Raw genomic sequence first — 20,545 nt, forward strand, 5'->3', positions numbered from 1 at the left:
GTTCGGGCGCGGACGATCGGCTCACCCGGCACCGGCTGAGGTGACGGCGTCGGGTCCGGAGCCCGACAACCGGACCTCTCGGTCCGTGTGAAGCCGCAATCCTGCTGATGGAGCTTCCATTTCGAGTCGACACGGCGCCCGGCGCGACGGACGCCGGTGATCGCATGGGGGCGTACAGGTTCGGCGCAGGGTGTCCGGATCCGATGCCTCTGACGCCCGCACAGATGGGCCAGTGGCTCGCACAACAACTCGACCCCGGCGTGCCGATGGCGGTCGCCCAGTTCATCGACATCCGAGGACGGCTCGACGTCCCACTGCTCTCGCGGGCCGCTTCCGAAGCGGCCCGCGAATTCGGTTCGGGTCTGATTCGTCTGGTTCCGCACGATTCCCGGCCGCAACAGATCGTCGATCCCGACGTCGACACCGGAACCTGGCTGGTGGACCTGCGGGGTGAACCCGACCCGGAGGCGGCGGCGCGCGAATGGATGCGCTCGGACATCGGCACGCCGATCGATCTGTTCCGGGACCGTCTGGCGGTCTCTGCGCTCCTGCGGATCGCCGACGACCGCTACTTCTGGTACTCACGTGCGCACCACATCGTGCTCGACGGTGTCGGCGCGGCGACGCTGGTCTATCGGATGGCCGATCTCTACAACGCGGCAGTCGAGCGCCGCGAGCCACCACCGAACACGGCCGACGGTCTCGAGAAGGTCCACGCCGCCGAGGCAAAGTACGTCGGGTCGACGCGGTGGGAGTCGGATCGCGACTACTGGCGTGAGCGGACCGCAGGGATGCCGGAGCGGTGCAGCCTCGCCGAGCACGCCGCGCCGGCGCGGGCCCACAGCCGGGACGTCGGCACCGAGATCGAACCCGCGGTCGCCCACGCTCTTGCAGCCGCGCAGGATCGATACGGGGTCACGCTCCCGGTGTTGGTCGCGTCGGCGATCGTCGCCTACACCGCACGCCACATCGGCGCGTCCGACATCGTGCTGAGCCTGCCGGTCTCGTCCCGGACGACTGCGGTGCTGCGGCGATCCGGCGGGACGCTCGCGAACGTGGTGCCGCTGCGGGTCTCGGTGGGTACCGGCACCACGGTCTCGGAACTGGTGGCGGCCGTCGCGGCGGCCCTGTCCGGCGCGCTGCGCCATCAGCGCTACCGGCACGAGGATCTGCGCCGGGACCGCGGGGAGCACGGGTCCGGCCGCGGGTTCTCGGGTCCGCTGCTCAACCTGATGATGTTCCCGACCGAGCTGCGCCTCGGTGACACCCGGACCTCGCTCGAGGTGCTCTCGTCCGGTCCGATCGAGGACCTGCTGGTCAATGTCTACCGGTACGGCACCTCCGGCCCGATCCGCCTGGACTTCAAGGCCAATCCCGACCTGTACGACGACGCCACACTCGGCCGGCACTACGACCGGTTCACCAGGTTGCTGCGCGCGCTGGCGACCGCCGCTCCCGAGGCCCCCGTCGGCGAGCTCCCGATCGTCGACGATGCGGAGACCGCCGCGCTGCTGGCGGCGTGGAACACTCCCGGAGTGTCGGGCGGCGGGACGTTGCCGGAGCTGGTGGCCCACTCCGCGGAGCTGGGCCCGGATCGGGCCGCGGTGGTGTTCGGCGACACCGAGCTGACGTACCGCGAGCTGTGTGGCGAGGCGAATCAGCTTGCACGCGAACTCATCACGCTCGGAGTGGGGCCGGAGTCGCGGGTGGCGGTGGTGTCGGACCGGTCCGCCGAGCTCATCGTCGCGCTGCTCGCGGTCCTGACCGCAGGCGGGTCGTACGTGCCGATCGAGGCGTCATCGCCCCGTGCACGCCGCGACTACGTGCTGGCGGACGCGCGGGTGACATGTGTGCTGACGACCGCCGCGCTCGCAGAGGAACTGGACGGACTGGACGGGCTGGACGCCCCCGTCGTCGCCCTGGACACGCGCGCGACACGCGCCGAGCTGGCGCGGTTGCCGACCGCGCCGGTGACCGCGGGGGAACGGATCCGGCCGCTGCGGCCGGACCACCTGGCGTACTCGATCTACACGTCGGGCTCGACCGGCCGGCCCAAGGGCGTGCAGGTGAGTCATCGCAGTGCCGCGGCGCTGCTCGCCAATGCGAACCTCGAGTTCGACAACACCGCGGCCGACGTGTGGACGATGTTCCATTCCTTCGCGTTCGACTTCTCGGTATGGGAGATCTGGGGGCCGCTGACCATCGGCGGAACACTCGTGGTGGTCGATCGGGACACCGTGCGAACCCCGGACGCGTTCCTCGATCTGCTCCGACGTGAGCGCGTGAGCGTGGTGAACCAGACACCCGCCGCGTTCCTGCAGTTGGCCGAGGTCGAGCAGGATGCCCCCGCACCACTGCCCGACCTGCGCCGGGTCTTCGTCGGGGGCGACGAGTACGACCAGCGGCGCCTCGTGCCCTGGCTCGACCGCCATGCCGGGGACCGGTCCGCCCTGGTCAGCGTGTACGGCATCACCGAGACCACGGTCTTCCTCAGTTCGATGCCCATGACGTCGGCGCTGGCTGCGTCGGGCGGCGGCAACGTCGTCGGCCGGGGGCTTCCCGGCGTGAGACTGTATCTGCTCGACCGTCGCCTGCGTCCCGTCCCGGTCGGTGTCGTCGGGGAGATCTATGCGGGTGGTGTGCAGGTGGCCCGCGGCTACGGCGGCCACCCCGGGCTCACCGCCGAGCGATTCGTCGTCGATCCGTTCTCCGGCGACGGCAGCCGGATGTACCGGTCGGGGGACCTCGCCCGTCTCGACGACGAGGGAAGGCTGGTGTTCCTGGGGCGCAGCGACTTCCAGGTCCAGGTGCGTGGTTTCCGCGTGGAGCCCGGCGAGATCGAGGCGGCGCTCGTGGAGTGCCCCGGTGTCGCCCACGCGGTGGTGGTGCCTCGACGCGCCGCGCCGGGAGAGCCCGTGCGACTGGTCGCGTATGTCGTCCCGGAATCGGGTGCGGTGGTGGGACCGGCGGCGGTGCGGGAGCAGGTGACCGGCACGCTCGCGCCCTACATGGTGCCGGCGGCGGTGACGGTTCTCGAGCGGCTGCCGCTGACCGTGAACGGGAAAGTGGACCGGAAGGCGTTGCCGGAACCGGACTTCGGTTCCTCGTCGGGGGTCGGCCGGGCGCCGGCCGGGGTCACCGAGGAGAAGTTGGCCGGGCTGTTCGCCGAGGTCCTCGGGCTCGAATCCGTGGGCGCCGAGGACTCGTTCTTCGCGCTGGGCGGCGACTCGATCATGGCGATCCAGTTGGCGTCCCGCGCGCGTACCGCCGGTCTCGCGTTGACCCCGCGAGACGTCTTCGAGCGGCTGTCGGTCGCGGGGCTGGCGTCCGTGGCCACCGACACCGCCGCGCGCGCTCCCGCGCTCGAGGAACTGTCGGGCGGCGGTGTCGGATCGGTGGCGGCGACACCGATCGTGCGCTGGCTCGTCGACCGCGGAGGGTCCTGGACCCGGCTGTCGCAGTCGGTGTGCGTGGTCCTGCCGATCGGGCTGGACGGCGGTGATCTGCGGACCGCGGTACAGGCCGTCCTCGACCACCACGACATGCTCCGCGCCAGATACGTCGGTGGCATCGACATCGACATCGCCGCCTTCGAGGTCCCGCCGCCCGGGGCCGTCGCCGCGGGCGACGTCGTGCACAGGATCCCGGTGGCCGCGGATCCCGGCACGGACGACTTCGTCGCGGCACTGGTCGTCGCGCGCACCGAGGCGGTCGATCGGCTCGACCCGACGGCCGGCCGGATGCTGCAGGTGGTGTGGTGCGACGCGGGCCCGGGTCGGCCGGGTCGGCTGGTGCTGGTGGCCCACCACCTGGTGGTCGACGGTGTGTCGTGGCGAATCCTGCTGCCGGACCTGGCCTCCGCGTGGGGGCAGGCGCGGGCCGGTCGGACGGTGCGACTGCCGGCGGTGGGGACGTCGATGCGGACGTGGGCGCACGCACTCGACGAGCGTGCACGTGGCGATCACGCCGCCGAGATCGACTACTGGCGAGGCGTGCTCGCGGGCCCCGACCCGTTGCTCGGCAGCCGCCCGTTGGATCCGCGCCTCGACGTGGCCGACACGGTCGAGACCGTCGCCGTCGACCTCCCACAGGCCGTGACCGCGGCACTGTCCACCGCGGTACCGGAGAGCGTGCACGGGAGTGTCGACGACGCCGTCGTCACCGCGCTGGTCCTGGCGCTGACGACCTGGCGCCACCGGCGTGGCACCGCGTCCGACTTGTCGACGTTGCTCACGATCGAGGCACACGGCCGCGAGGACCAGGTGGTGTCGGGCGCGGACCTGTCGCGGACCGTCGGGTGGTTCACGACGACCCACCCGGTGCGGCTCGACCTGGCGGGAATCGATCTCGACGCCGCCTTCGCCGGGGGGCCGGTCGCGGGTGAGGCGCTCAAACTCGTCAAGGAACAGTTGCGTGGGGCGCCCGATCACGGAATCGGTTACGGCGTACTGCGTTACCTGGGCGCCCGCGTCGACGGCACCCCCGGACCCCTCGACGGGTTGCCGACCCCGCAGACCAGCATCAATTACCTCGGGCGGATGGCCGTGGCGCCGCACGGCGTGGGTGGGGACTGGCTCCCGGTCGACGAACTCGGGGACCTGGGTTCCTCGGTCGAACCGGACATGCCGGCCACCGCCGCCCTCGACATCAACCTGATCACCGTCGACAGCGAGCGGGGCCCGACGTTGCGGGCGACACTGGCGTACCCGGGCGGCGTGCTCGATCACCGGGACGTCCAGGACCTGGCCGAGCTGTGGCGATCGGCGTGCCGCGCACTTGCGTCGGCCGCCGTCCGGCCCGGTGCCGGCGGCCTCACTCCGTCGGATCTGCCGCTCGTGCACCTCGACCAGGGGACCGTCGAACGTCTCGAGGAGGCGCAGGCGGGGCTCGCCGACGTGTGGCCGCTGTCGCCGCTGCAGGCCGGGCTGTTGTTCCAGACGGAGCTGACGGGCGACGAGCACGACCCGTACTTGGTGCAGCTCGAGATCGTGCTGGGCGGATCGGTCGATGCCGACCGGGTCCGCCGCGCCGTCCAGGCTCTTCTGGATCGTCATGCGATCCTTCGAGTCTCGTACGCCACCGGGCCGGACGGCGACCCCGTGCAGCTGGTGCCGGAGCGCGTCGAGCTGCCGTGGGCGGTAGCCGATCTCGAGAACCCCGAAGCCGCCGAGCAGGTCCTGGCCGACGATCGGGCCCGACGTTTCGACATGAGCGTGTCGCCGCTGCTCCGGGGGCTGCTGATCCGCACCGGCGCCGACACGCACCGTCTGGTGCTGACGTACCACCACATCCTGCTCGACGGCTGGTCGGTGCCCCTGCTGGTGCGCGAGTTTCTCGAGGCGTACGTCGCACCCGACCCGGGGGCCGTCCCGGTGCCGCCGTCGTTCCGGGAGTACCTGTCCTGGCTGGGCAGTGTCGACCTCGCGGCGTCGACGGAGCGCTGGGTCGACGCGTTGGCAGGGGTCGACGAGCCGACGCTGCTCGGACCGCTCGAACGTGGTCGGCAGTTGCCCACGGTGCCACGGGCGGAGCGGCTGATCCTCACCGAGGAGGCGACGGCCCGACTCGAGGCGGTCGCCCGCGAGCGCGGTGTCACCCTCAGCACCATCGTGCGGGCGGCGTGGGGAATCGTGTTGGGGGCGTGGACAGGGCGTGACGACGTCGTCTTCGGCGCGATCGTGTCGGGGCGGCCGCCGCAGATCGACGGTATCGAGTCGATGATCGGCCTGTTCATCAACACGATTCCGGTGCGGGTGCGCCTGCATCCCGCCGAGACGCTCGGCGAACTCCTCGACCGCGCGCACGCCGAGCAGACGTCGCTGCTCGATCACGAGCACGTCGGGCTCGCCGACATCGAACGTGCGACCGGTGCGGCCGCCCTGTTCGACACCATCACCGTCTTCGAGTCGTACCCGGTCGACCGGGCCGGCCTGACCGCGGACACCGACTTCGCCGGGATGCGGGTGACCGACGTCGCCGTCCGGGACGCCACCCATTATCCGTTCGCGCTCGCGGCGTCGGTGGACGGTGGGCTGGAGATCCGGATCGACTACGCGCCCGACCTCTTCGACGCGGTCGAGGTCGACGCGGTGGCCGATCGGCTCGAGCGGGTGCTGCATGCGTTCGCCGACGACACGGAGCAGACGTTGGCCCGGCTGCGACTGCTGTCCGACGCCGACTACCACCGTCTCGCACCCGTGCTCGGCCGCCGCGGTGACCGTCACCGGACGCTGGCGCGGATCCTCACCGACGCGGCAACGATCGATCCGGACGCGCCCGCGCTGTCGTGCGGGGATCGCACCGTCTCCTACACCGACCTCGACGCCCGATCCTCGCGCATGGCCCGGTTGCTCATCGACGACGGCGTCGGACCGGAAAGCGTTGTCGCGCTGGGGTTGACCCGGTCCATCGAATTCGTCGAGTCGGTGTGGGCGGTCGCGAAGGCCGGGGCGGCGTTCGTCCCCGTCGACCCCACCTATCCGCCGGAGCGGATCGACCACATGCTCTGCGACTCGGGAGCGGCGGCGGGGCTGACCGTGCACGACCGGCGCCCGCGGTTGTCCGGGCGGATCGGGTGGCGGGAGATCGACTCCGACGACTACCGGGACCGGTTGAAGCGGTACCCGGCCGATCCGGTCACCGACGCGGACCGCGCGGCGCCCCTGCGGATCGACAACCCGGCCTACCTGATCTACACGTCCGGCTCGACCGGCGTGCCGAAAGGTGTCGTGCTCACCCACCGCGGTCTCGCGAACCTCGTGGTCCAGGAGCGCGAAAGCCTCACCGTCACCTCCCATTCGAGGGTCTCCCAGTTCACGTCGCCGAGCTTCGACGCGTCCGTGTTCGAGCTGCTGATGGCGTTCGGGTCGGGCGCGCACCTGGTGATCGCCCCGCCCGACGTCTACGGCGGCCAGGATCTGGCCCGGCAGCTGGCCGCCGGGCAGGACACACACGCATTCTTCACCCCGAGTGTCCTCGGGTCGTTCGATCCCGAAGGGCTCGATGCACTGCGCTCCCTCGCGGTGGCGGGGGAGCCGTGCCCGCCCGAACTGATCGGCCGGTGGGCGTCCGGACGCGACATGTTCAACGCCTACGGGCCCACCGAGGGCACCATCATGTCGAACATCGCCGGTCCGTTGGCCCCGGACGACCCGGTCACCATCGGTGGCCCGACCCTCGGTTTCGTGGAACTGGTGCTCGACGCGCGCCTGCAGCCGGTCCCGATCGGCGTCCCCGGCGAGCTGTACCTGGGCGGTCCGGCGATCGCGCGTGGTTACCACCTGCGCCCCGGTCTCACCGCGGAACGGTTCGTCGCCAGCCCGTTCGTGGCGGCGACCGACGACCCCACGGACGAGGACGAGGGCACCATGCCCGGTGACCGCCTCTACCGGACGGGCGACATCGTCCGCTGGCGGCAGGACGGCCCCGACCTCGCACTCGAGTACCTCGGTCGCAGCGACCTGCAGGTCAAGGTGCGCGGATTCCGCATCGAACTCGGCGAGATCGACACGGCCCTCGCCGAGCATCCGGCGGTGGAGTTCGCCGCGACCCTCGGCCGGACCGCGCCGTCCGGGGAGACCGTCCTCGTGTCGTACGTCCGCTCCGGCGACGACCCCGCCGTCGACCCCGACGAACTGGTCCGCCACCTCGCGGGCCGGTTGCCGGCGCACATGGTTCCGGCGCTGATCGTGCCGATCGCGGAGGTGCCGCTGACCCCGGCCGGCAAGCTCGACCAGAAGGCGCTGCCCGCCCCGGACTTCCCGCGCCTCGTCGATGCCACGAGCGCCGCGGTCCTCACCCCGATCGAGACGATCGTCGCCGCGCACCTGCGGGCCGTGCTGGGGATCGACCGAATCGGCTTGGACGACAGCTTCTTCGACCTCGGTGGCAACTCGTTGATGGCCACCCGGGTCACCGGCCGACTCAATGCCGCGCTCGACGCCGACCTCGATGTCCGCGCGATCTTCGAGGCCCGCACGGTGCGCGGGCTCGCCGCGCGGGTGGAACACGGCGGCGCGGGCGCCGAGCACCGACCGGTGCTGCGGCCGTACGAATGGCCCGAGGTGCTGCCGCTGTCGTCGGCGCAGCTGCGGATGTGGTCGATCAACCAACTGGACACGTCGTCGCCGGCCTACAACATCGTGATGGCGGTGCGCCTGCGCGGTGACCTCGACGAGCGGGCGCTCGCCGCCGCCGTCCGGGACGTCGTGTGCCGCCATTCGAGTCTGCGCACGATGTACCCGCTGGTCGGTGGCGTGCCGACGCAGCGGATCGTCGACATCGGCGAGGTCCCCGAACCGGAGGTGCTGGCGGTGCTGCGCGCCGACCTCGACGCGCACCTGCTGCGGCTCGCGTCGACCGGCTTCGACGTCAGCGATCGGGTGCCGCTGCGGGCCGAGTTGGTGCGGGTGTCCGGGTCCGAGCACGTGCTGGCCGTGGTGGCGCATCACATCAGTGCCGACGGTTTCTCGATGACGGCGCTGGGCAAGGACGTGATGCGCGCGTACGAAGCGCGTCGACGCGGGGCGACGCCCGACTGGCCGCCGCCGGCCGTGCAGTACGTCGACTACGCCCTGTGGCAGCGTGACCTGCTCGGGTCGCCCGACGATCCGACGTCGCGCTATGCGCGGCAACTCGACTACTGGCGCCGGACGCTCGACGGCATCCCCGACCTGGTCCCGCTGCCCACCGACCGGCCGCGCCCAGCGCGGCAGTCGCTGCGCGGTGCCGTCGTCGGTTTCGATGTCGACCGGCGGACGCACGCTGCCCTGGCCGACCTTGCGCACCGGGGCAGTTCGACGATGTTCATGGTCGCCCACGCCGCCCTCGCGGTACTCGTCGCGCGCCTGTCGAGCACCGCCGACATCGTGATCGGCACCCCGGTCTCGGGCCGGGGAGAGGCCGGGCTGGACGACGTGGTCGGCATGTTCGTCGGGACCCTCGTGCTGCGGACTCCGATCGACACCGGCGCCGGATTCGCCGACGTGCTCGCCGCGGTGCGTGAGGTGGACCTCGGCGCCTTCGCGCGCACCGACCTGCCGTTCGAGCGGCTCGTCGACGAGTTGGCCCCGACCCGGTCGACGTCGTATGCGCCGCTGTTCCAGGTGCTCGTCGAGTACCGCACCGACATGTCCGACTACCTGCGGCTGCCGGGCCTGGACGTCGAACCGGTCGAGCGGGACCTCGGGGTCTCGAAGTTCGATCTGCAGCTGAGCGTGTCGGAGTCGTTCGGTTCGGACGGCGCCCCCGACGGCATGCGATTCGACGTCACCTACGCCACCGACCTGTGGGACCTCGGCACCGTCCGAGGGTTCACCGAGCGCCTGCACCGGATCCTCGACGCCGCCGCGGTGGACCCGTACCACCCGGTCGGCGACGTCGACCTGCTCACCTCCGGCGAGCGGACCGCGATCGTGTCGGCGGTCATCGGCGGCACCCCGCCCGCGTCGGACACGCTCGCCGACGTGTTCGCCGCCGCCGCGGCCGAGCACCCGGACGCGACGGCCGTGGTGTCGGGTGACACCCGGCTCAGCTACGGGGACCTCGCGGCATCCGCGAACCGGCTCGCGCGGCTCCTCGTGGATCGTGGCGCGGGGCCGGAAACCGTGGTGGCCCTCGCGCTTCCGCGGTCGACGGACATGATGGTGGCGATCGTCGCGACCATCGCGGCGGGCGCGGCCTACCTGCCCGTCGACACGGGTTCGCCCGCGGAGCGGATCGCGCTGGTGCTCGGTGACGCGGAGCCCACGTGCGTGGTGGCCACTACCGACTCGGCCGCCGCGCTCGGTGCAGTGTCCGCCCCGATGCTGCTGCTCGACGACGACGCGACCCGTGCCGAACTCGAACGACTCTCGCCGGCGCCGCTGTCCGACGTCGATCGCGTCGCGGCGCTGCGCCCGGACAACGCCGCGTACGTCATCTACACCTCGGGATCGACGGGACGGCCGAAAGGCGTGCAGGTGACGCACCGCAGCGCGGTCGCCCTTCTCGTGAACGCGACGACGTTGTTCGACCTCTGCTCGTCGGACGCATGGACGATCTTCCACTCGTTCGCCTTCGACGTCGCGGTGTGGGAGGTGTGGGGTCCGCTGTCGACCGGTGCGACGGCCGTGCTCGTGGACCCGCTGACGGCGAGGACCCCGGCGGACTTCGTCGACCTGCTGCGCCGCGAACGGATCACGGTGCTCAATCAGACCCCCGCGTCGTTCTACCAGCTGGTGGACCGCGACACGGCCGATCTGCCCCTGCGTTACGTGTTCGTCGGCGGCGAGGAGCTCGCCCTCGAGCAGGTGTCCCGCTGGTATGCCCGCCGCCCGGACGACGCCGGTCGGGTGTTCGAGATGTACGGGGTCACCGAGGCCACGGTCATCGACAGCGCCGCCGCGCTCGAGCGCGGCGGCCTGGCCGGCATCCCCGGCACCGTGATCGGCCGGGGTATCCCGGGGGTCGGCCTGCACGTGCTCGACGCACGGCTGCATCCGGTCCCGGACGGCGTGGTGGGCGAGATCTACCTCTCCGGTGAGGCCGTGGCGCGCGGCTACGTCGGACGCCCGGGGTTGACGGCGGCACGGTTCGTCGCGGACGGCCGCGGCGGCGGGCGGCGGATGTACCGGACCGGGGACCTCGGCCGTCGCGGCGGCGACGGGCAACTGGAGTTCCTGGGACGCACCGACTTCCAGGTCCAGGTGCGCGGCTTCCGCGTCGAACTCGGCGAGCTCGAGTCCGCCCTGCTGCGGTGCGAGGGGGTGGCCCGGGCCGTGGTCGTGGCGCAACGCGGGGCCGGTGGCAGCGTCGATGGCGGCGGCGATCGGCTGATCGGATACGTGGTCCCCACTCCGGGCCGCACGCTCGACCCGGTCGAGGTTCGTCGGCAGGTCGAGGCGCTGCTGCCGTCCTACATGGTGCCCGCGGCGGTGACGGTGCTCGACGATCTCCCGGTCACGGTCAACGGCAAGATCGATCGGAAGGCGCTGCCCGAACCGGACTTCGCGGCGTTCGCCGGGGGTGGCCGCCGCGCGGCCGGCGCGGTCGAGGAAGCGCTCGCCGGGCTGTTCGCGCAGGCACTCGGGGTGCCGGAGGTCGCGGCGGACGACTCGTTCTTCGTGCTCGGCGGTGACTCGATCACGGTCATCTCGCTGGTGTCGCGGGCCCGCGAGAGCGGGTTCGGGCTCACCCCCCAGGACGTCTTCGAACACCCGACGGTCGCGGGCCTGGCCGCGGTGATCCGGGCCGGGGTCGAGGCGGGCGGACACCCGGTGCTGGGGGAGATCGACGGCGGCGGCATCGGGCCGGTCGAGCCGACACCGATCGTCCGTTGGCTGGCCGAGCGCGGCGGAAACTGGGACCACTTCTCGCAGTCGGTGACGGTCGCGGTCCCGGCGGAACTGTCCGCCGCCGACCTCGCCGGCGCCTTCCAGGAGGTGCTCGACCGTCACGACATGCTGCGGGCCCGTCGCGTCGGCGCCGGCACCGATCTGCACCTCGAGATCCCCGAACCGGGCGCGGTGGCGGCCGGCGAGTGCCTGCGCCGCGTGGACTGTTCCGATGCGGCCGACGACGGTGCCGTCGACGCGGTGGCGGCGCGGGAACGGACCGCGGCGGTCGGTCGGCTCGACCCGTCGAACGGGATGATGGTGCAGGCGGTGTGGTGCGACGCGGGCCCGGACCGGGCGGGCCGACTGTCGGTCGCAATCCACCACCTGGTGGTCGACGGGGTGTCGTGGCGGATCCTGCTGCCCGACCTCGTGTCGGCGTCGGAGCAGATCCGCAGCGGTCGGACACCCCAGTTGCCCCCGGTCGGTACGTCGATGAGGACGTGGGCGCACGAACTCGCGGCGTCGGCCACCGCACCGGAACGAGTTGCCGAGATGGACTGGTGGACGGACATGCTCGTCCCGCCGGATCCGGTGCTCGGGGACCATCGGTTCGATCCGGCCGCCGATACCGCCGTCGGCGAACTCGACGTGCGCCACTCGGTCGAGGTCACCCGTCAGCTCCTGGAGCGCCTGCCCGAGGCGTATCGGGCGACGCCGGCCGATGCCGTGCTGTGCGCGACGGCGATCGCGGCGGCGCGGTGGAACCGGTGGGGCGGGGTCGGCCGTTGGGTGCGCGCCGTCGTGTCCGTCGAAGGCCACGGGAGGGACGAGGACGCGGTTCCCGGGGTCGATCTGTCACGCACTGTCGGGTGGTTCACCACGGCGTACCCGATCCGGCTCGACCTGACCGACGTGGACCCGGCCGACCTCGGGGAGGCGCTGCGAACCGTCAAGGAGCAGGTGCGCGCGGTCCCCGGACACGGCATCGGCTACGGGCTGCTGCGGTATCTCAATCCCGATACCGGTCCCACCCTCGCCGCTCTCGCGACGCCGCAGATCTCCGTCAACTACCTGGGACGGCTGTCGGGGGACGCGTCCGCGGGCGGGGTCACGGCGGTCGGTGCGGACTCCGCGTCCGACTCCGGCAGCGACGGCCCGGTGCCGACCACGCTCGCGGTCGACGCCTATATCGCCGACGGTCCGGCGGGGCCGCAGCTGACCGCGAAGATCCGGTACGCGTGCGGCGTGCTCGGCGCGGACGCGACGCGCGAGTTCGTGACGTTGTGGGAGAACGGAATCCGCGACCTCGCCGCGCACCTGAGCGACCCGTCGTGCGGGGGCCTGACCCCGTCGGACCTGGACCTGGTTCCCGCGACGCGGGCGGAGATCGCCCGCTGGGAGCGCTCGCACGGCGGTGTCGTCGACGTGTGGCCACCGACACCGCTGCAGGAGGGGCTGCTCTTCCACGCGCTGCTCGCGCAGGAGGCCGTCGACGCCTACCACGTCCAGCTCGTCCTGGACCTCGACGGTGACCTGGACGAACGCCGGATGGCCGCCGCGGCGCAGGCGCTGATGGACCGGCACGCGAGCCTGCGGACGGTGTTCGACAACCACGACGACGGCAGCGTCGTGCAGGTGCTGCTCGACCACGTCCCCGTCGACTGGTCGGCGATCACCGTCGCCACCCGCGCGGACAGCGACACCGTGATCGACCGTGACCGCGGCAACCACTTCGACATGCGCGGCGCCCCGCTGATCCGCTTCCTGCTGATCGACGTCGGCGAGCGAACCCACCGACTGGTGATCACCAACCATCACATCGTCCTGGACGGCTGGTCCGCGCCGCTGCTCGTGGCCGATCTGTTCGACCTGTACGCCACCGGGGGCGCACCGCTCGACCGGACGGCCCCGCCGTACCGGGACTACCTCGCGTGGCTGGTCTCCCGTGACGTCGGCGCCGCGGGACGGGCCTGGGCGAGGGCACTGTCGGGGCTGCCCGGCCCCACACTCGCGGCCCCCCACGCGGTCGGTCGGCAGCTGTCGGCGAGCGCGAGTGAGACCGTGCCGTTGGATGATCCGACGGCCGAGGCGCTCGTGCGCACGTCGGAGGCGGCGGGCGTGACCGTCAACACGGTGCTGCAGGTGGCGTGGGGAATCCTTCTCGGCGAAATGAGCGCCGGGACCGATGTCGTGTTCGGCACCACGGTCTCCGGTCGACCGCCCATGATCGCCGGCGCCGAGGCGATGGTGGGTCTGTTCATCAACACGGTGCCGGTGCGGGTGCGGCTCGATCCGGACGAGACCGTGCGCCAGTTGCTGGCGCGGCTGCAGCGGGAACGGACCGCGCTCATGCCGCACGAGTACCGCGGTCTCACCGCGATTCAGCAGGCGGCCGGCTTCGGCGGACTGTTCGACACCGCGATGGTGTTCGAGTCGTACCCGATGAATCCCGGCGCGCTCGCGCGCCTCACCGAACGCACCGGACTGCGTGTGACCGGAGTGGTCGGCAACGACTCGACGCACTACCCGCTGTCGCTGATGGCGTTCGAGGACACGAGACTGCGGATGCGCCTGCGGTACTCGCCGGAGGCGCTCGCGCCGGTCGACGTCGCGGATCTCGCGCAGCGGCTGGGTCGAGTCGTGGAGACCGTGGCGCACCGCCCCGATACGCCGGTGGGACGCATCGATCTGCTCGGCGACGAGCGGCGCGCCGAACTCGTCGACGTGGCGGAGTCGGCGTCGGTCCCGCCGCGGACCTGGCCGCAGATTCTCGAGGACGCGGTAGCGCGCGATCCCGACGCGATCGCGCTGCGCTGGAACGGAATCGATACCACCTATCGTGAACTCGACGAGCGTTCCACCCGGTTGGCGCGGGTGCTGCTCGACCGGGGTGTGGGCCCGGAGGACTTCGTGCCGGTCGCGGTGCCGCGCTCGGCGGAGTCGGTGACGGCCACGTGGGCGGTCGCGAAGAGCGGTGCGGCGCCCGTACCGATCGATCCGAAGCTGCCGCCGGGACGCATCGAGTACATGCTCGGGGACTGCGGCGCCCGGGTGGGGTTGACCGCGACCGCTGCCCACGTGCTGCCGGGCGGACTCGACTGGTTGCCGCTGGACGGCCTCGACCTGGAACACCATCCGGCACCGCCGATCCGCGACGACGAACGCACCCACCCGATCCGGATGGCCGATCCCGCCTACCTCATCTACACGTCCGGATCCACCGGCGCGCCCAAGGGCGTCGTGGTGACGCACGCCGGTCTGCCACACCTGACCGCCGCACAGGTGGAACATCAAGGGGCGAGCGCGGAATCGCGGATCCTCCACGTGTGTTCCCCGAGCTTCGACGTCTCGGTCCTGGAACTGATGCTCGCGTTCGGCGTCGGCGCGACGTTGGTGGTGGCACCGCCCGACGTGTACGCGGGCGCCGAACTCGCGACCTACGCGCGGGAGGAGCGGATCACGCATCTGCTGGTCACCCCCGCGGTGTGCGGGACGATCGAACCGGGATCGCTGCCCGACGTCCAGGTGATCGAGGTGGGCGGCGAGCTGTTCGGCGCGGAACTGGTCGACGCGTGGGCGCACCGCACGCGCCTGCTCAACGCGTACGGGCCCACCGAGTGCACGGTGTGTGTGACGACCAGCGAGTCCCTCGAGCCCGGGGCGCCGATCACGATGGGGGGACCGGTGCCCCGGTCCGGTGTCGGCGCCGTCGTCCTGGACTGCTGGATGCGTCCGGTGCCCGACGGCGGCGAGGGCGAGCTGTACCTGTTCGGCTCGTGCCTGGCCCGGGGCTATCGGGGGCAGCCGGCGCTCACGTCGGAGAGGTTCGTCGCGAACCCGTTCGACGGCGCCGGGTCGCGGATGTACCGCTCCGGGGACCTGGTGCGCCGGTGCGGCGGGCGCGGCCTGCAGTACGTGGGGCGCACCGACTTCCAGATCAAGATCCGCGGCCTGCGCATCGAGATCGGGGACGTCGACGCCGCCCTCACCGCGCACTCGGACGTCGAGTTCGCCGCGTCCCTCGGCCACGATGCGCCCAACGGCGAGACGGTGCTGGTGTCGTACGTCCGGCTCACCCCGGACGGTGTCGTCGACGGCGCTGCGCTGCGGAAGTTCGCGGCGACATCGTTGCCGGCGTACATGGTGCCGTCGGCGATCACGATCCTCGACGAGGTGCCGATGAACTCGAACGGCAAGCTCGACCGCGCCGCGCTGCCCGCGCCGGTGTTCACGGCGGGGGAGTACCGGCCGCCGCGCACCGACGTCGAGCGGGTGCTGTGCGAGGTGTTCGCCGACGTCCTCGGCGCCGAGCGGGTCGGCATCGACGACAACTTCTTCGAGCTCGGCGGCAATTCGCTGAGCGCCGTGCGGGTGGTCGCCGAGGTGCAGTCGCGACTCGGTCGGGCACTGCCGATGCAGTGGGTGTTCGGTGACCCGACGCCGGCGGTGATCGCGCGGCGAACCGCGGGTGACGCCGGGACCCCGGACCGTATGGGCAACCTTTTGAGAATGCGGGCCGGGGAAGGCGGCGCCCCGCTGTTCTGTGTGCATCCGGCGATCGGATTGGTGGGGTGTTACACGGGACTCGTTCCGTACGTGCCGACAGCGCGTCCGGTGTACGGCCTGCAGTCGCCCGGCACGGTCGATGTCGGGCACGATCCCGGGTCGATGGAGGAACTGGCGGGCGAGTATGTCGAGCTGATTCGTCGGGTGCGCCCCCACGGTCCATACCACCTGCTCGGGTACTCCGTCGGCGGTGCGATCGCCCACGCGATGGCGGTGCGACTGCGCGAACTCGGCGAGGACGTCGGGACGCTGATCATGCTGGACACCCAGACCTCCGACTCGGTTCCCGAGGCGTCCCGGACACCGACGCTGGGCATGCTGTTCGCCGAGTTCGCGGGCGTCGACGAGCCCGCCGGCGGCGATGGCGAGCTCACCCCGGAGCGCGCCGCGCAACTGCTGCACGAGAGCGGCGGACCGTACGCGTCGTTGACCGCCGACGACCTGCGCCGGCTCTACGACGACTACGTCCACACCGTCGGGCTGGGACAGAATTACCGGCCGGCGGTGTTCGACGGCGACCTCGTCTACGTCGCCGCCGACGGCGGATCGGCACGGCAAGAGACGCCGTGGGATCGCTTCGTGACCGGTGCCGTCCGGGTCTACCCGGTCGGTCACACGCACAACCGGCTCACCACGCCCGAGGCGCTCGCGGAGATCGGGCCGATCGTCGGTGCCTGCCTGGACGGCGATCTCCGATGATCTTGCGGGGCAACCGCGATCGGTGCTTTGATGGTGCGCAGCGTCGCGTGCCGGTGACGGACTGCGTCAGGCATGGAGGCGTCGTATCACAAGGGGTCATCCATGGCCATCTCGCTCAACCACACCATCGTTTTCGCGCAGGACAAGCACGTGTCCGCGTTCTTTCTCACCTCGCTCTTCGGCCTGCCGGATCCGGTTCCGGCCGGTCCGTTCCTGGCAGTGCAACTGGAGAACGGAGTCACTCTGGACTTCGCGGATCCGCCGATCGACGTCCTGCCGCAGCACTACGCGTTCCTCGTGAGCGAGGAGGACTTCGACCGCATCTACGGCCTGATCGTAGAACGGGGGATGGAGCACTGGGCCGATCCGCACAAGTCTCGGCCGGGCGCGTTCAACCGGAACGACGGTGGCCGCGGCGTCTACTTCCACGACCCGGCAGGACACAACCTCGAGATCATCACCCGCCCGTACGGTTCCGGCCGCTAGGCGGTCGGGTGCGGCGAGGGTAGGCGGGCGAACGACGCCCCGTTCCGTGCGGTGTCTGGTGATGGATCGACGTCGGTGCGAGTTCCGCTTCTACGGGGAGCTGGACGATTTTCTGGCGCCCGCGCAACGCAAGCGGAGCTTCGAGCACGCCTTCGACGGGACGCCGTCGGTCAAGGACCGGATCGAATCACTCGGCGTCCCGCACACCGAGGTCGATCTGATCCTCGTCGACGGCAGCCCCGTGGGATTCGACCACCGTCTCGCCGGTGGGGAACGGGTCGCGGTGTATCCGGCGTTCCAGTCGCTGGAATTGCCGGGGATCGCGCCGCTGCGCCCGCCGCTGCAGCAGCCGCGATTCGTGCTCGACGTGCACCTCGGTCACCTCGCGCGCTACCTGCGACTGCTCGGCTTCGACACCCGTTACCGGAACGACAGCGACGACGACGAGCTTCTTGCGCTGTCCCGCACGGAAGATCGAATCCTGCTGACCCGGGACGTCGGTCTACTCAGGCGGGCCGCACTCGTGCACGGCGGATTCCTGCACGAGACCGATTCGCGGCGGCAACTGCGTGAGGTACTCGACCGGTTCCGGCTGCAGGGGCGCATCGCGCCGCTCACGCGGTGCGCCCGCTGCAACGGGTTGATCGGACCGGCGACTCCCGCGCTGGCGCGAGGCCGTGTGCCCGGCGGGGTACTGCGGGAGCAGAAACGCTTCAGCCGCTGCCACGACTGCGGACAGTTGTACTGGCCGGGTGGGCATCTCGCGCGTCTGCGGGCGCGACTGGCAGAGATCGGGGTGTGGTTCTAGCATCCGAAGTCATGCTGATGCTCGAGCGCGTGACGTTGTCGGAATCCGATATCGCGGTGCATCGCGGGGTGCGTCGGATCAGGGCGAACGCGGTGCGCACACCTGCGGACTTCTACAGCCGGCTTCGAGGGCTTCGATGGCTCGACATCCGCGGCGGGACAGGGACGAACGCTGATGCCGTTCACGGCTGTGATCAGCTGGTCTACCTGCACATGAGTAGCGTGCGCGGGATAACCGAGATGGATGCGCTGCCGGAGTGCGAAGGACTGCGTCTGCTGAGCCTGTACGCGCAATCACGGGTGGGGAGATTGCCGTCCTTCGCGAACATGACGAATCTGCGCCGCGTCGAGCTCGGCATGATGAAGAACCTCTCGTCACTCGCCCCCGTACTGGAAGCACCGAACCTCGAGGAACTGTTGATCGTCAAGGACGTTCCGGTGTCCGACGAGGACGTCGACCGCATCCTCGCCCATCCGACGCTGCGCGCCTTCGACTGGATCCACCTCGACGTTCCGGCCCGCCGCTTCCGGCCCGTCATCGAACGCACCCACGGGACTCTCGATCGAACGAGGTCGGTGCATCCGCAGGACTGGTTCGAGAAGAACGCCGCCGACCTGCTGGACTGACGCGCCGACACGATTCGCGATGCATTCACGACGGCCGGCGCGGATACTCGAGTGATCGGCGAGAGACCACCACGGCGAAGAGAGCGACTGGCAACCATGAACCAAGCGAAAAGCGGCTCCGGTACAGGTGCAGGACAAGACAATCCCTCTCCGCTGATCGACGCGAGAATCGACGAGCTGGGCGATTGGCGGGGCGAGATGCTCGCCCGGATCCGGAGTCTCGTCAAGGAGGCCGACCCCGATGTGGTCGAGGAATGGAAGTGGAGAGGCGTCCCGGTGTGGTCGCACGCCGGCATGATCTGCACGGGAGAGACCTACAAGAAGATCGTGAAGGTGACCTTCGCCAAGGGCGCCTCGTTGGACGACCCAGCGGGCCTGTTCAACTCCAGCCTCGAAGGCAACACCAGGCGTGCCATCGATTTCCACGAAGGCGACAGCATCGACGACAAGGCCTTCACGGCGCTCGTGCGCGCCGCGGCGGAGCTGAACATGTCCTAGGCGCGACCCGGTCCCTAACTTGGAACGGTGGCGGGAGCCGGATGCGACACAGTCGGGTCGATGGCTGTATCGTCAGGCACGGTGACCCGACGCCCGCACGCTTCGCCGCGCGGACTCCTAGTGCGTCGGGAACGACATGAACTACCAAGTGCACGAGGCAATTCAACGTCCTCGAACCTTGCGTGTACTCGTCCCCGGATGGCTCATCGGCGATGGGTCGTTTCCCCGCGCTGCGGTCGGCGACTTCGTCGACGTGTCATTGGGATTCACTTCAGTCGAAGAAGCCCCCTCGATGTGCGACGAAACACGAACGGCGATCGCTCGTCCGGCGTACGGCCGAGCACCGTGGACCGACCGTGATGGTGGACTTCGTTGGCTGCATCTCGTCTACGGCGATGGGTGGAGCAGTCAATGGTGGACCGACCGTGCCGTCCGCGGACCGGTAACCCTCACCGGGATCTTCAGCGCAGACCTCGAGATGGGGAGCGGAACCGACAGGCCGGGCCGAGTGCACGGCCGCGTGCGTCGAATCCACCTCGTCGAGCGGCGAGTTCGGCCACTCGACAATGGCTGGGCTCAGGTCCCTGGTACGGACCGATTGTCGGAAAAGGGCACATTCCCAACCGACGTCGACTGGTGGCCGACCGATTCGGCCCAGGACGGCGACTTCGTCGCGGCCGGCGTCCTCGTCGAACTGGACCTGAATGCCAGGCCGGACTGCAAACCAGCCTTCAATGCCGGTGCGATCGCCGTCCACGACAACATCGTTTGGGTCATGCACGCGTCCGATCCGATACTCCTTCGGGTGGACACATCGATTGGGGGTCCGCCGAACATCGTGCGATACACCTTGCCCCTGCCTCTCGAGGTCCCGGACGAAAAGTGGACGCGACGAGTACACGCCGACGGCGATGACGGCTGCTGGATCACCTCCCCGCACGACATCCACCGCTGCACCCTCACCGACGATGGCGGACTGAACCTCGATCGCTACACCACCGAAGGCGGCAGGGTCACTGCCGTCCACCTGCACAAGCTCTACGTCGTAGGTCAGACGAGGGGCTGGTTGTCCAGCGATCGACGACACGGAGCCATACGCACCCGACCCGACCTTCATCGTCTCCAAGTTCTCGACGAGACGAACCGCCGCCTGACGCCCGTCACCCATCCTGAATTGGAGCGCACGGTCAGTAGAGCGGCGACCAGAGCCGACGTGGCGCTCGATACCGGCGGAACCAAATGGAGCGTTGCCGGCCCGGAGGAACTACGACGGATCAACCGACAGACAGGTGACGCCTCGACAGTCGACCTGTCCGGCCCGAGCAGAATCGGCGTCGTCCACGACGCGACGCCGAATCCCTACACCGACCCGATCAACGCCGACATCGTCGCTGCCATCACCGTCGACCCCACACGCCCGCGGACCGTGCACCCACCAACCGAGACCGCGGACTAGACGGTATGTAGTGACACACGACTTGTCGTGAGTTCACTCCAAGTGGTCGGCGTCCCTCGGTTGGTGAGGATGTGGCCGGCGTGGGGGTCGA

The 20,545-nt window shown here is 70.5% G+C and carries 6 protein-coding genes; all 6 read left to right on the plus strand.

Annotated elements, in window-relative coordinates:
* Positions 1-203 precede the first annotated feature (203 nt).
* The 6 genes from DEU38_RS06990 (at position 204) to DEU38_RS07015 (ending at position 20,454) form a co-directional block, all read left to right on the plus strand.
* Positions 204-16,580 carry an amino acid adenylation domain-containing protein gene (locus tag DEU38_RS06990; RefSeq protein ID WP_258557665.1) on the plus strand — a complete coding sequence of 5,459 codons (16,377 nt, stop codon included), beginning with the start codon at positions 204-206 and terminating at the stop codon, positions 16,578-16,580.
* A gap of 102 nt (positions 16,581-16,682) precedes the next feature.
* The gene (locus DEU38_RS06995; RefSeq protein ID WP_181818689.1) at positions 16,683-17,066 is read left to right on the plus strand and encodes a VOC family protein; all 384 of its coding nucleotides are present in this window, start codon (positions 16,683-16,685) and stop codon (positions 17,064-17,066) included.
* Positions 17,067-17,127: 61 nt separating this feature from the next.
* Positions 17,128-17,874, plus strand: a complete 747-nt coding sequence (locus DEU38_RS07000) for a Mut7-C RNAse domain-containing protein (RefSeq protein ID WP_114719366.1) — start codon at positions 17,128-17,130, stop codon at positions 17,872-17,874.
* 11 nt (positions 17,875-17,885) lie between these two features.
* Complete coding sequence (locus DEU38_RS07005) at positions 17,886-18,500, plus strand: hypothetical protein (protein WP_114719368.1); 615 nt, start codon at positions 17,886-17,888, stop codon at positions 18,498-18,500.
* A gap of 96 nt (positions 18,501-18,596) precedes the next feature.
* On the plus strand, positions 18,597-18,998 hold the full coding sequence (locus DEU38_RS07010; protein WP_114719370.1) for a DUF1801 domain-containing protein: 402 nt from the start codon (positions 18,597-18,599) through the stop codon (positions 18,996-18,998).
* 508 nt (positions 18,999-19,506) lie between these two features.
* Complete coding sequence (locus DEU38_RS07015) at positions 19,507-20,454, plus strand: hypothetical protein (RefSeq protein ID WP_147283477.1); 948 nt, start codon at positions 19,507-19,509, stop codon at positions 20,452-20,454.
* Positions 20,455-20,545: the final 91 nt, after the last annotated feature.

Origin of the sequence: Rhodococcus sp. AG1013, from assembly GCF_003350365.1 — a bacterium.
GTDB lineage: Bacteria > Actinomycetota > Actinomycetes > Mycobacteriales > Mycobacteriaceae > Prescottella.

What these genes read in the sequence shown, in the direction of transcription:
- DEU38_RS07005 (WP_114719368.1), top strand. Translation starts at nt 17,886, where the DNA reads ATGCTGATGCTCGAGCGCGTGACGTTGTCGGAATCCGATATCGCGGTG.
- DEU38_RS07010 (WP_114719370.1), top strand. Translation starts at nt 18,597, where the DNA reads ATGAACCAAGCGAAAAGCGGCTCCGGTACAGGTGCAGGACAAGACAAT.
- DEU38_RS06995 (WP_181818689.1), top strand. Translation starts at nt 16,683, where the DNA reads ATGGCCATCTCGCTCAACCACACCATCGTTTTCGCGCAGGACAAGCAC.
- DEU38_RS06990 (WP_258557665.1), top strand. Translation starts at nt 204, where the DNA reads ATGCCTCTGACGCCCGCACAGATGGGCCAGTGGCTCGCACAACAACTC.
- DEU38_RS07000 (WP_114719366.1), top strand. Translation starts at nt 17,128, where the DNA reads ATGGATCGACGTCGGTGCGAGTTCCGCTTCTACGGGGAGCTGGACGAT.